Raw genomic sequence first — 12,977 nt, forward strand, 5'->3', positions numbered from 1 at the left:
ATCAAATACCAGGCGACAACGCCCTTGAAAAACACCGAAGCAGAAGCATGTAACACCTCATGTGCTTCGACACACCGCAGCAATGGAGCTGCTTAGCGCCGGTGTTGATACCACGGTAATAGCGATGTGGCTTGGACATGAATCTACACAAACGACACAAAGATACTTACATGCTCATATGGCACTGAAGGAAGCGGCATTAGCGAAAGTAGCGCCATTTAATAAGCACAGTGATCTTCACTATAAACCGAGCGATAAGTTGTTAGGTTTTCTCACCAGCCTGTAGTTCTAGGATTAAACTATGCCGAATAGAAACTGGATCCTTACAGTCAAATGACAGTAATACCAGCACACTTATGAAATTGGGCAGCATGTGTTCGGCATAGTTTTTCTTTCGGTATAAACCCCAAAGGCAAATGGCCTAATTCCATTTGATTACATCTGTGCTTGTCTTGATGAACTGTGCCAACCAGAACCCGATATCGACAGCTTGTTACCTTGGAATTTTAAAAAGTAGGTGTGGTTCGCGAGACGCTTACCTTTTAAATAATAACTTCTATTTAAATTAGTATTCAAAACAAAGCCGTTCAAATAATATGAACGGCAAAGGGACCACTCACTTACAGATTAAAGATGAAAATATTTATTTCAAACTCGCTTAATGATAACTGCGGTTCCCATCCCCCCACCGATACACAAGGAAGCGAGTCCATAACCGCACTTTTGTTTTTCCATCTCGTAGAGCAGTGTGGTTAACACTCGACCGCCGGAAGCACCTAGTGGATGACCTAATGCAATAGCACCACCATTTAGGTTGGTTTTATTATCGAACCAATCAAGTGAGACACTATGTTCTTCGCAAAGGCAATGCATCACCCCTATAGCTTGAGCAGCAAAGGCCTCGTTTAACTCGAGTAACTCTATCTTATTTAAAGGCATCTCAGCACGTTCAAGCGCTTGTCTGATTGCAGGAACAGGCCCCAATCCCATAAAGGCGGGATCAAGGCCTCCTTGACCATAGCTCACGATCTCTGCTAATGGTTGCAATTGGTATTTATCGACAGCCTCTTGTGACGCAATAACAAATGCAACCCCACCATCATTGATCCCGGAAGAATTACCTGCAGTCACCGAACCATTTTGATCAAATGCGGGCCGCAGCTTGGCTAGACTTTCAATCGTGGCATCAGTACGGGGGTATTCGTCACGGTTAAAAGTCACCGACTTACGACGAATCATCACCTCTACAGACACTATTTCATCATCGAAACGTCCCCCCTCAACTGCAGCACAAGCCCTTTTCTGACTTCGAAGTGCAAAATTATCCTGAGCATCACGGCTTATCTTATACTTATTAGCAATATTTTCGGCAGTCATCCCCATGTGATACTGGTTAAAGACATCTGTCAGTCCATCATGGATCATGGAATCAAGAAGTGTTTGATCCCCCATCTTAGCGCCGAAACGATTATTGCTGCCTATAAGGTAAGGTGCAGCGGACATATTTTCCATGCCAGCAGCGATAACAATATTAGCATCACCAGCCTTAATCTTAGTAGCCGCCTCGATAACCGTTTTCATACCGCTTCCGCAGATCATATTGAGCGTATAGGCTGGAACACTATCCGGGATGCCGGCAAAAAGTGCTGCCTGACGTCCAGGGCCCATCCCCTGACCAGCGCTCAACACGTTACCAACGACGACTTCATCGATACTTTCTACAGGGATGCCAGCTTGAGCTATAGCAGCTTTAATAGCATGACCACCAAGTTTAAAAGCTGGAATTGATGCGAGGGTGCCACCAAAACTTCCAATGGCAGTTCGTTTGGCTCCAATAATATAGACTTTACTCATATTCCGTCCCCTAAATTACTAAACCGCCATCAATTTTTAATGTTTGTCCAGTGATGAAACTGGCGTTATCGCTGGCTAGAAATAGGACTCCATCAGCAATATCTTGAGGTTTTCCCATACGTCCTAGAGGCGTTTTCCCCGTCATGTAATCGAGTACTTTTTCTGGTAATTCTATAGTCATAGGTGTTTCAATAAAGCCAGGAGCGACGCAATTTGCACGAACCTGAGCGCCTTTTCGTGCAAACTCTTTTGCCCACCCCTTAGTCATAGTGATCACACCGCCTTTAGTCGCAGCATAGTTACTCTGACCAACATTGCCGTCAGTACCGACTACAGATGACATGGTAATAATTGAACCTATACCATTTTCAATCATCACAGGAGAGACAGCCTGGGTCATATTAAAGACCCCTTTAAGGTTTACATTTACAACCATATCCCAATCCTCCTCACTCATTCTGTTGAGTAGGTTATCGCGGGTAATGCCGGCATTGTTAACCAGTACATCAATGTTGCCATGTAGCTTTTTCAGTTCTGCTACTAGGGCCTTGATAGCATCTCTGTCGCAGACATTAAGCTTCCTAGCACTAACATTGGCATACTCCGCTTCCAAATTAGTCATTGCTTCAATATTCATATCACAAGCATAAACTTTTAATGCCCCGTGCTTCGCGAATGTTTCAACGATGCAACGACCAATCCCTTGCGCTCCGCCGGTTACAATACACACTTTGTTATTCATCATAGTTCTACCACCTATTTAGTTATGTTGGAAAGCTAAGGTGCACCAAAGAATCATGGCGATACTCGCTTTAATTTGTAACTAAACTATTTTAAGCTTGGTTTTACTCAATGATTAGTGCCAATGAGTCAAAACACTATTGCATTTAAGGGATAACCCTCTAGTGTAGATAATTAACTCGGGATAGAATAATGCTGGCTAAGAAAATTTAACTTTTGCTACAAACATTTGTTTTCATCTGTTCTTAGTAATATAAAGTAATCTTAAGCATCAATAATATTTAGCAGTCATACTCACCCGTTTGGCTACTCCCTTCTTCTGTCCATAATGGAACTTCTATGCTCGATAAAATCGTTTATTTTTTACATGTAGTTCGAACTGGTTCTTTTAGCGATGCTGCCAAGCAATATGGTATTTCAGCCTCAGCTGGTAGCCGCTGGATTATTGAATTAGAGGATAATATGGGCGTTAGTTTACTCAAGCGCTCAACCCGGAAAGTAGTACCAACCCAGGCAGGTGAGAGATTATTCGATCGTTTTTGTCATGTGAATACTGAAATTGATGATATTTTGGTAGAGATAAAAAATTTGGGACATGACAACAGTGGCATTATTCGTATTGCAAGCACTCCGCTTTTTGCCAAAAATTTCCTCAGCCGAATTGTAGGAGAGTACCTTAGAGATTATCCCTACGTGTCCTTTCGTATATTCGAAACGGCCTACGAAGTTGATCATATTGATGAAGTTGACTTCTCTATTAGAGCCAATGCTACCTATCATGGCTATCGGGAAAAGGACAGCCTACTAGTTAAGCGCTCACTGCTTAAGTACCCGCTCAAAGTATGCTGTTCTCCCAGTTATATCGAACAATTCTCAAGCCCTGAGACTCCTGAAGATCTAAAGAGGCATAACTGTTTATATGCATCAACGTTAGTAGGAGGAAACAAGTGGGTATTTGAACGTGATGGTGAATTTACCGCAATCGATATTACTCAGACTGTAGAGATCGAGGACAGTGAGTTTTTAAAAAATGTTGCTTTAGCTGGTGCGGGTATCGCCTATTTACCGCTAAACTTGATCAGACAAGAACTCGAAGATGGACGCTTAGTTCCTATCTTAGATGACTATAGTAATAGCCAGTTTGAATTCAGCCTCTATTTCAGGCCAAGAAAACAGATGCCAACTAGATGTGTTAACTTTAAGGAATTCTTACTCAGACGAGTTAAAGAAATCAGCCAGGAAGAGTAATCTTCGATAATAGTTAACACTTGGATTTTACTAGCCTCATGTTCATGACAGGTATGTTTGAACATGAATTACTTTGGCTAAATAGTCTTACCCTTACTATCAATCAGCTTTGTCTTGATTGCTAATGCTATATAAGATTAATACCTTAATACCTTACTACCTAGGTTCAGATAATATATTTCCGCTTCAATTATCCCATTTTTGCAATTATATTTCCAATTTTCGTCTATATCTTCATCAATAACAAGCTTATAAACTTTAGTCATTACCTCAAACCCTCTCTATTTATGGACTGTTGGTTTCTTGAATTAATCGGTTCTGAAGGAAGTTATTATGAAAGTTAATGTACTCACAGCCAAACAAGCAGCAGCTCTTATCAAGGATGGAGATAAGGTTATTTTAGGCGGTTTCATCGGTGCTGTTGTTCCTGAAGCAATAGAGCAAGCTGTCGGTGAGCAGTTTCTTTCAACTGGTCATCCTAAAAATCTAGAACTCTACTTTACTGCTGGTCAAGGTGACGGGCAAGGTAAGGCGACAAACCACCTATCTCATACTGGGATGGTTAGTATGGCTCTCGGAGGACATTGGGGACTTATTCCACGACTCCAGAAACTAGCCAATGAAAACCTAATACAAGGTTATAACTTTCCACAAGGCGTAATTGCTCAACTATTAAGAGATTCTGCGGCGGGAAAACCTGGCACTCTTTCACATGTAGGTCTTGGTACGTTTGTTGACCCTAGGCTAAGCGGTGGAAAAATAAATGCTATCACAATCAAAGACCGGGTTTCTCTGATGACCATAGATGATAACGAGTACCTATTCTATAAACGTCTAGATGCTAATGTGGCACTTCTTAGAGGCACTACAGCCGATGAGAATGGCAATATAACCATGGAAGATGAATGTCTATTTTTAGAAAACCTTGCCGCCGCACAGCTTGTCACCAATATGGGTGGAACAGTAATAGTTCAGGTAAAAAAAGTCGTTAAAGTAGGCGAGTTGGACCCCCAGCAAGTCCGCATTCCAGGGATTTTTGTTAATGCTGTCGTGATTGCAGAAGGTGAAGCGCATATGCAAACTTTTGCAGAGCAGATGAATCCCGCTTACTGCGGACGAGGGGAAAGAACGCTAGGTCAACAACAACCACGCCAATTAGATGCAAAAAAGATCATTGCCCGCCGCGCCGCGATGGAACTAAAACTAGGAGCTATTCTAAATTACGGCATCGGGGCTCCCGAAGTGATAGCCAGTGTCACAGATGAAGAGGGAGTCACGGATCAGATTATTGCAACTGTTGAGCCTGGTGCTATTGGCGGAACTCCCGCTGGAGGTCTCAGTTTCGGAGCCTCAGCGTTCCCCGAGGCAGTGATAACTCAAGACCAAATGTTTGACTTTTATGATGGTGGCGGAATTGATCAGGCTTTTTTAGGGCTAGCCGAATGTGACAAAAATGGAGATCTAAACGTCTCAAAATTTGGTTCTAAAATTGCTGGTTGCGGCGGTTTTATTAATATAACCCAGAATGCCAAGCAAGTCTTTTTTTGTGGCACATTCACTGCAGGAAAGCTACAAATTGAAACTGGTGACGGAGAGCTACGAATCGTCAATGAAGGTCATATTAAAAAACTGATTAATCAAGTCAGTCAGATAACATTCTCAGCTGATATCGCCAGAAAGAACAATAAACTGGTTCTGTATATCACCGAGCGCGCTGTATTTAAATTGGCCGTGGAGGGGCTTGAGTTGATAGAGATAGCACCAGGAGTCAATCTCAAACATGACATATTGGATCAGATGGAGTTCAGTCCAAAAATATCAGCAAATCTAAAAATGATGGATAAGCGGATCTTTATTGACCAACCCATGGGGCTTGTTCTTAGCTCTAAAGATGACGACTTAAGTATATTCAATGCAGCTTAATACTAGGGACAATAGCCCACCTTTACTAACAGTATTTATAAGGACTAGATACTTCAATTTCAGTCATTGATTAGTAAGGAATATCAACATAATGACTTACTCTTTTAAATGGATAAATACAATGAGTTATACAATCAATCAGCTTGTTATCGGCCAATATGCATCATTTGAAAAGACAATAAGCGAATCCGACATACAGCTATTTTGCGGAATCAGTGGGGATATAAATCCTGTTCATGTGAGTGAGTTAGCTGGCCAGAGAAGTGTCTTTGGCCAGAGAGTTGCCCATGGGATTTTAGTTTCTGGCCTTACTTCGGCAGTACTGGGGATGCAGTTACCCGGTCCAGGAACCATCTACCTCGGTCAGGAGATGCGTTTTATCGCACCAGTCTATATTGGGGATACCATACGTGCAGAAGTCGAAGTCGCCGAGATAATCACAAATAAGAACATTGTCAAACTCAAGACCCGCAGCATCAACCAGCACAACAAAGTAGTTATCGAAGGCATAGCCACTGTAATGCCCCCAAGGCAGATTAATGTTATATCTAGGAGTAAATCATGATTATTAAACCCATAGTTAAAGGGGTCGTTGCACGTAATGCGCATCCAACAGGTTGTAAACAGGCTATTATTAACCAAATCAATTATGTGAAAACTGAAGAACCTATCGTTAATGGAGCAAAGAAGGTACTCATCTTAGGTGCATCATCTGGTTTTGGCTTAGCGTCTCGAATCTCACTGGCCTTTGGCGGCGCATCTGCGGATACCATAGGCGTATCATTCGAACGTGGTCCAAACGATAAAGGTATTGGAACGGCTGGCTGGTATAACAATATTTTCTTCCGGGAAGAAGCAGAGAAACAGGGATTAATTGCGAAGAATTTTGTTGGCGACGCTTTCTCATCAAAGACTCGAGGGCAGGTTATAAATTATATAAAGTCTGAGTTTGGTGGCAAGCTCGACCTTGTTATCTACAGCTTAGCCACAGGTGTTAGACCTAATCCGGTAACTGGAGAGTTGTGGCGCTCATCTATCAAGACTATCGGCGAGCCCTTTACGGGACAAACAATCAATATCGAAACCGATACTATGGAACAGATGACTGTAGCTACGGCGACAGAGGAAGAAATCGATTCGACCGAGAAAGTAATGGGGGGGGATGACTGGACAAGCTGGATAGAGATCCTATCAGAGGCAGGTGTGCTGAATACGGGCTGTAAAACACTAGCCTACTCATATATTGGGGCTAAAAGCACCTATCCTATCTATCACCAAGGAACACTCGGCAGAGCCAAGATGCACCTCCATAAAACGGCTGACACACTCAACTGCAAACTGGCAAAGATTAGCGGAACAGCACATGTTGCAGTTTGTAAGGCTCTAGTAACCAAGGCCAGTGTCTATATCCCAGCATTTTCACCCTATATCCTTGCGCTTTATAAAGTAATGAAAAGAAAGGGGCTGCATGAGGGCTGTATTGAACAGATGCAAAGGCTATTTACTCAACGTGTTTTCGGCCCAGACACAGCTATTCCGGTCGATAACCAGCGATTAATCCGTATCGATGATTGGGAGTTAGATGATAGTGTTCAAAATGAAGTCGATGAACTGATAGCTAAAATTTCACCAGATAACTTCTCATTAATAGGCGACTACCAAGGTTATAAAACAGATTTCATGCAACTTAATGGTTTCGAACTACCGGGTGTCGACTATCAGGCTGGAATAGATTTAGACTCTCTGTGTCAACTTCAGCCTTAATATTTTTATCTTCTAACTATCCAGCTTAAAACACTTCAATATCTATAGATAACACCTACTCAATTGAGCAGGTGTTATCTAAAAATTCACAAGGTTTAATCATGTCCAAAAAACTCGTACTCGTCCTAAATTGTGGTAGCTCTTCACTAAAATTTGCAATAGTCGATGCTCTAACCGGCAGTGAGACGCTCTCTGGGCTTGCCGAATATTTTGGGCTACTTAACTCATGTATAAAATGGAAAGTAAACGGAGAAAAGCATGAGGCAGATCTCGGTCCATTTACCGCGCATCGAGAAGCCATTGAGTATATTGTTAACATTATCTTATCTGATTATCCAGAGTTTGTAGCGCAGATTCAGGCAATTGGACACAGAGTTGTTCACGGTGGAGAAAAATTTACTCAATCAGTTCTTATCGATGAAACAGTAATTCAAGATATTGAGAATTGTGCAGGCCTAGCACCATTACATAATCCTGCACACCTAACTGGAATTCGCTCGGCTCAAGCTTCATTTCCGTTACTTCCACAGGTCGCCGTATTTGACACAGCTTTTCATCAAACTATGCCAGAAAAGGCCTATATATATGCCATTCCCTACAAGCTGTACCGTAAAAATAACATACGTCGATATGGAATGCATGGTTCCAGTCATCTGTTTGTCAGTCGTGAAGCTGCAAAGCTTCTTGGAAAACCACTCCTAGACACTAATATTATTAGCGCTCACCTTGGAAATGGTGCGTCGATAACGGCGATTAAAGGTGGTAAGAGCGTTGATACCTCAATGGGACTGACACCGTTAGAAGGCTTAGTGATGGGTACTCGATGCGGCGATTTAGATGCTTCTATCATCTTCTATATGGTCAATCGACTCGGATACACCTTAGAGGACGTCAATCGAATACTAAATAATCAAAGTGGCTTACTTGGGATCTCTGAGTTGAGTCATGATTGCCGAACAATAGAACAAGCAGTCCAGAGTGGACATAAAGGAGCCATCTTAGCACTAGAAATATTCTGCTATCGACTCGCTAAATATATCGCTAAATATATCGCTAAATATATCGCTTCATATACCGTGCCATTAGATCGATTAGATGCCTTAGTGTTCACTGGCGGAATTGGCGAAAACTCCTCTCTAGTGAGAGAAAAAATCCTTAACTTACTAGGTGTATTTCGATTTGAACTCGATAACGACCGAAATCAAGCCACTCGCTTTGGTCGTCAAGGCAAAATAACTAAAGATAATGGTCAAGTTGCTTTAGTTATTCCAACAAATGAAGAGTGGGTTATCGCTCAAGATACAATATCACTGGTTAATTAGTACACATCTTTATCCTATCAAAAAAGTTAGCACAACTGTGACGAAATCAAAGAGGTTTTTATGTCTCGTAATATCATGCTCATCCCGATTGGAACAAGTGTAGGCCTAACTTCTGTTAGTTTAGGCTTAGTTCGCGCATTTGAACATCATGGGGTAAAAATTCGTTTCTTCAAACCTATTGCTCAACAAAGATACCACGATAATGGACCAGAACGATCCACTACCATTCTAAGTAAATCGCCAACCGTAAATCCACTTGAGCCCTTTTCTATAAAGTACGCTGAAAACATGATCCGTGCCAATAAAACAGATATTCTAATGGAGCATATCATTGCCCGCGTTACTGAACATATCGAGAAATCTGATACTCTAATCATTGAGGGACTTGTACAAACAAGAAGCCATCCATTTTCTAGTGATATAAATTACGCTATCGCAAAATCTCTCGATGCAGATATCATATTCATTGCGACACCAAGTAATGATACTACTCTAGCCTTAATGCATCGTCTTGAGATAGCCCATAACTCCTTGGGGGGTAATAAAAACAAACGCCTTATTGGCACAATTATTAATAAAGTTGGGGCTCCAGTTAATGAAGAAGGACGCATCCAACCTAATATGTCAGAGGCCTTAAACAATAGACGTCTGCAACGTCTAAATACAAAGAACATGTTTAAATCTCTTACTAACTATCCGCTTCAAGTTTTAGGAATTGTCCCCTTTAATGTAAACCTAATAGCACCAAGAGCATCAGATCTCGTCAAACATCTAAATGCTAAAATTATTAATGCTGGAGATATGAATAGCCGTCGTCTTCGCAATGTCATTTTTTGTGCAAGAAGTATTCCTAATATGGTCACACATCTTCAAACCGACTCACTGCTAGTAATCTCAGGGGACCGATCCGACGCTATTGTCGCGGCCTGTTTAGCAACAATGAATGGAGTTAATATTGGTGCTCTACTACTTACAGGCAATTATGAACCTGAACCCGAAGTAATGGCTCTATGTGAGCAAGCATTCGAAACAGGTCTTCCAGTTTTTATGACTACTGCAAATACTTGGCAGACTTCTCTTAATATTCAAAGCTTTAACTATGAAGTACCTGTCGATGATTCGGTTCGTATCGAGGAGTGTCAGGAGTATATCGCTGATAATATAGATCAAAACTGGATTAAAAGCGTGACTGATAACTCACCACGTGAACATTATCTTTCACCTCCAGCATTTAGATATAAATTAACTGAGATGGCTAAAGCAGCGAGTAAAACAGTGGTATTACCCGAAGGAAATGACCCTAGGATCATCGAAGCTGCAAGTATCTGTGCCGAACGCGGAATAGCAAAATGCGTTCTACTCGGTAACATCGGAGAAATTGAACGTATCGCAAAACAACAAGGAATTACGCTGGGGAAAGGGATTACTATTATTGAGCCTGAGACTGTCCGCGAATATTATGTTGAACCTATGCTAGGACTACGGCGTCAAAAAGGTCTAACCGAAGTAGTAGCGCGTGAGCAACTCAAAGATAATATGGTTCTTGGCACCATGATGGTTGCGCAAAATCAAGTCGATGGCATTGTCTCCGGTGCAGCTAACACTACAGCGAATACCATACGACCGCCACTTCAATTAATCAAAACAGCTCCGGGAGCCAGTCTAGTATCATCTATTTTCTTTATGTTGATGCCGGATCAGGTACTGATCTACGGTGACTGTGCTATAAACCCCGCCCCCAATGCTGAACAACTTGCTGATATCGCCATTCAATCCGCTGAATCAGCAATTTTATTTGGTATTGAACCCAGAGTTGCGATGATCAGTTACTCGACAGGTAGTTCTGGAAGTGGCTCTGATGTCGATAAAGTGCGTGACGCGACACGCATTGCCAAGGAGAAGCGACCGGACCTAATTATAGATGGTCCGCTTCAATATGACGCAGCCGTGGTGCCGAATGTGGCACAATCTAAGGCGCCACATAGCCCTGTAGCAGGTCAGGCAACGGTGTTTATTTTTCCAGATCTTAATACCGGTAATACTACTTATAAAGCAGTGCAAAAAAGCGCAGAGCTGACTAGCATTGGATCTATGCTACAAGGAATGCGTAAACCAGTAAATGACCTGTCTCGGGGCGCTCTGGTCGATGATATAGTGTACACCATAGCACTAACGGCAATTCAGGCATCACAAAGTTGATATTGTACAAGCATTGTCATATTAGTATTTGGAATACCCAATTCATTAGGTATTCCAAATACCTTGATTACTAATTAAATAAAACTAGGGCATATTAGATATGATTAAAGACACTTCAAATAACGGAACTGTTTTCTGATTATTCTAGTTACGAAAACACAATAATCCAAACAGAGGAATAAAATAGTGCGCAAAGTAAGCGACAAACTACAGCCTTGGCTCGATAATTTTAATAAACAGATGGCTATATTAGTCGAAGAAGGATTTAAGCCAACAGCAACAAATGCACGTGAAGGGTTAGCTAATTTAACGAGAGGTTTAATAACTGATATCCCAGAAATAGCTTGGATTGGTGACGACCTGGTATTAAACGAACAATACAATGTTCCGGTACGAATTTACCATCCAATTCCCAATAAGGTCTTACCCGTTATTGTTTACCTTCATGGTGGTGGGCATATGGCAGGCAGTGTAACTGTTTATGATCCCATCTGTCGAAAGCTAGCCAAAGCAACAGGGCATATAGTTGTCTCGGTTGATTATCGTCTAGCCCCCGAATTCCGTTATCCTGAAGGACTTAATGATGCCTATACCGTGGTGAAAAACATCTGGTCTACATTAGATAGACGTAAAGTAAACTATCTGCGACAACTTTCTGTCGTCGGAGATTCTGGAGGTGGCGCTTTAGTAGCAAGTGTTTGTGCAAAGGCCCAATTCGATAGCCAAGTTACAATCGATGGGCAAATCATGATCTATCCTAGTCTGGATTACACTATGCAGAGTAAATCTATTGAACAAAATTCTGAGGGTTACTTACTACAAAAAAATAAAATTTGTTGGTATTTCGACAACTACTTTAATATAGGGGATGACCGTAAAAAAGCGTCACCACTATTTGGTGAATTTACAAATAATCTACCTGCAACGTTAGTATTTACCACCGAATTCTGTCCCTTACGCGACGAAGGGATCCTTTATATACAAAAAGTTCGCGAAACGGGTGTTGCTACTCAGTTGATTCATTTTCCCGACATGATCCACACTTTCATGAATATGGAAGATCTAGTCAAAAGTGAATGTGAGTTTGTTTATCGTTCAATTGCAGAATTTTTAGAATCGAACAATGAAGCCACAGCTTGAAAAACACCACTAGATTACCTTGTAAGACTATAAACTTGAGGTAGTACAGAACAAAGAGTATGGATATATACAGGCCGAAATACATAATCTTTTCCCGCTATTGGTGCCGTCAATGAGCTGCGTAGTAACTATAATTTTGCTATACTGCACCATGCGGAGTCTAATTGTAAGCGATCATTATAGGCCGTATTCCATCCCCTCCAAAATCCTCTCAAATAATGCCATTATTCACTCACAGATAAAACAAATGGCAAATGTCCACAGAACGCCTAAGCAATGGCAAGCAATAATCGAGCAGCATGCACCAAGCGGATTGCAAGTCGCTACCTTCTGTAAACAACAACAAATTACCCTCTCAAGCTTTTATGCTTGGCGTAAACGGTTAACAAACCAGCCATCACTTCCTTCAATCACTAGTAAACCTATCATTAGCGAAAGTGCTCAGGACGATTGGCACAGTATCAGCCCAGAGCCGAACGTCGCAGCGTCACCTTGGGATATTGAATTATCACTACCTAACGGCGTAGTTTTGCGCATGATGAATACTTGATGTTACTGCAAGAGCCCAACTTATCGGTATGGCTTTACGCTCATCCCGTTGATATGCGCAAGCAATTTGATGGGTTAGCCGCATTGTAAGCGATCATTATAGGCCGTATTCCATCCCCTCCAAAATCCTCTAAAATAATGCCATTATTCACTCACAGAAAAAACAAATGGCAAATGTCCACAGAACGCCTAAGCAATGGCAAGCAATAATCGAGCAGCATGCACCAAGCGGATTGC

Annotated in this window: 10 protein-coding genes and 2 pseudogenes; 10 read left to right on the plus strand and 2 right to left on the minus strand. The window is 41.7% G+C overall.

Going from position 1 to position 12,977, the window contains the following annotated elements; genetic code table 11:
* Positions 1 to 52: 52 nt before the first annotated feature.
* Together AAEZ00_RS19100 and AAEZ00_RS19105 are read left to right on the plus strand one after the other, a co-directional pair.
* A pseudogene (locus tag AAEZ00_RS19100) lies at positions 53 to 286 on the plus strand (tyrosine-type recombinase/integrase); the annotation flags it as partial.
* 117 nt (positions 287 to 403) lie between these two features.
* Positions 404 to 517 (plus strand): annotated as a pseudogene (locus AAEZ00_RS19105) (transposase domain-containing protein); the annotation flags it as partial.
* A gap of 131 nt (positions 518 to 648) precedes the next feature.
* Here the strand turns inward: AAEZ00_RS19105 and AAEZ00_RS19110 are convergent.
* On the minus strand, positions 649 to 1,854 hold the full coding sequence (locus AAEZ00_RS19110; protein ID WP_351089489.1) for an acetyl-CoA C-acetyltransferase: 1,206 nt from the start codon (positions 1,852 to 1,854) through the stop codon (positions 649 to 651).
* A gap of 10 nt (positions 1,855 to 1,864) precedes the next feature.
* Entirely contained in the window at positions 1,865 to 2,599 is a 735-nt protein-coding gene (locus AAEZ00_RS19115) for a beta-ketoacyl-ACP reductase (RefSeq protein ID WP_351089491.1), read from the minus strand.
* Positions 2,600 to 2,934: 335 nt separating this feature from the next.
* On the opposite strand from AAEZ00_RS19115, the gene AAEZ00_RS19120 reads away from it, so the two are divergent.
* The 8 genes from AAEZ00_RS19120 to tnpA all read left to right on the plus strand — a co-directional run bounded on the left by AAEZ00_RS19120 (position 2,935) and on the right by tnpA (position 12,741).
* Complete coding sequence (locus AAEZ00_RS19120) at positions 2,935 to 3,843, plus strand: LysR family transcriptional regulator (RefSeq protein WP_351089493.1); 909 nt, start codon at positions 2,935 to 2,937, stop codon at positions 3,841 to 3,843.
* A gap of 333 nt (positions 3,844 to 4,176) precedes the next feature.
* Complete coding sequence (locus AAEZ00_RS19125) at positions 4,177 to 5,766, plus strand: acyl CoA:acetate/3-ketoacid CoA transferase (protein WP_351089495.1); 1,590 nt, start codon at positions 4,177 to 4,179, stop codon at positions 5,764 to 5,766.
* A gap of 121 nt (positions 5,767 to 5,887) precedes the next feature.
* A complete protein-coding gene (locus tag AAEZ00_RS19130; protein WP_351089497.1) occupies positions 5,888 to 6,331 on the plus strand; it encodes a MaoC family dehydratase in 444 nt (147 codons plus the stop codon).
* Positions 6,328 to 7,530 carry an enoyl-ACP reductase FabV gene (fabV, locus tag AAEZ00_RS19135; protein ID WP_351089499.1) on the plus strand — a complete coding sequence of 401 codons (1,203 nt, stop codon included), beginning with the start codon at positions 6,328 to 6,330 and terminating at the stop codon, positions 7,528 to 7,530. The genes AAEZ00_RS19130 and fabV overlap by 4 nt, the downstream gene beginning before the upstream one ends.
* Positions 7,531 to 7,631: 101 nt before the next feature.
* Positions 7,632 to 8,852, plus strand: a complete 1,221-nt coding sequence (locus tag AAEZ00_RS19140; protein ID WP_351089501.1) for an acetate kinase — start codon at positions 7,632 to 7,634, stop codon at positions 8,850 to 8,852.
* Between the two features lie 60 nt (positions 8,853 to 8,912).
* Positions 8,913 to 11,051 (plus strand): phosphate acetyltransferase, encoded by a 2,139-nt coding sequence (gene pta, locus AAEZ00_RS19145; RefSeq protein ID WP_351089502.1) that lies wholly within the window; start codon positions 8,913 to 8,915, stop codon positions 11,049 to 11,051.
* Positions 11,052 to 11,237: 186 nt separating this feature from the next.
* Complete coding sequence (locus tag AAEZ00_RS19150) at positions 11,238 to 12,191, plus strand: alpha/beta hydrolase (protein WP_351089503.1); 954 nt, start codon at positions 11,238 to 11,240, stop codon at positions 12,189 to 12,191.
* A 247-nt stretch (positions 12,192 to 12,438) separates the two neighbouring features.
* Entirely contained in the window at positions 12,439 to 12,741 is a 303-nt protein-coding gene (tnpA, locus tag AAEZ00_RS19155) for an IS66 family insertion sequence element accessory protein TnpA (RefSeq protein ID WP_351089505.1), read from the plus strand.
* Positions 12,742 to 12,977: the final 236 nt, after the last annotated feature.

The organism is Shewanella sp. S1-49-MNA-CIBAN-0167 (assembly GCF_040310145.1).
Classification (GTDB): Bacteria; Pseudomonadota; Gammaproteobacteria; order Enterobacterales; family Shewanellaceae; genus Shewanella; species Shewanella psychromarinicola.

Bases quoted from the DNA above. Each gene is read 5' to 3' on its own strand.
- AAEZ00_RS19110 (WP_351089489.1), bottom strand. From the start codon at position 1,854: ATGAGTAAAGTCTATATTATTGGAGCCAAACGAACTGCCATTGGAAGT.
- AAEZ00_RS19115 (WP_351089491.1), bottom strand. From the start codon at position 2,599: ATGATGAATAACAAAGTGTGTATTGTAACCGGCGGAGCGCAAGGGATT.
- AAEZ00_RS19120 (WP_351089493.1), top strand. From the start codon at position 2,935: ATGCTCGATAAAATCGTTTATTTTTTACATGTAGTTCGAACTGGTTCT.
- AAEZ00_RS19125 (WP_351089495.1), top strand. From the start codon at position 4,177: ATGAAAGTTAATGTACTCACAGCCAAACAAGCAGCAGCTCTTATCAAG.
- AAEZ00_RS19130 (WP_351089497.1), top strand. From the start codon at position 5,888: ATGAGTTATACAATCAATCAGCTTGTTATCGGCCAATATGCATCATTT.
- fabV (WP_351089499.1), top strand. From the start codon at position 6,328: ATGATTATTAAACCCATAGTTAAAGGGGTCGTTGCACGTAATGCGCAT.
- AAEZ00_RS19140 (WP_351089501.1), top strand. From the start codon at position 7,632: ATGTCCAAAAAACTCGTACTCGTCCTAAATTGTGGTAGCTCTTCACTA.
- pta (WP_351089502.1), top strand. From the start codon at position 8,913: ATGTCTCGTAATATCATGCTCATCCCGATTGGAACAAGTGTAGGCCTA.
- tnpA (WP_351089505.1), top strand. From the start codon at position 12,439: ATGGCAAATGTCCACAGAACGCCTAAGCAATGGCAAGCAATAATCGAG.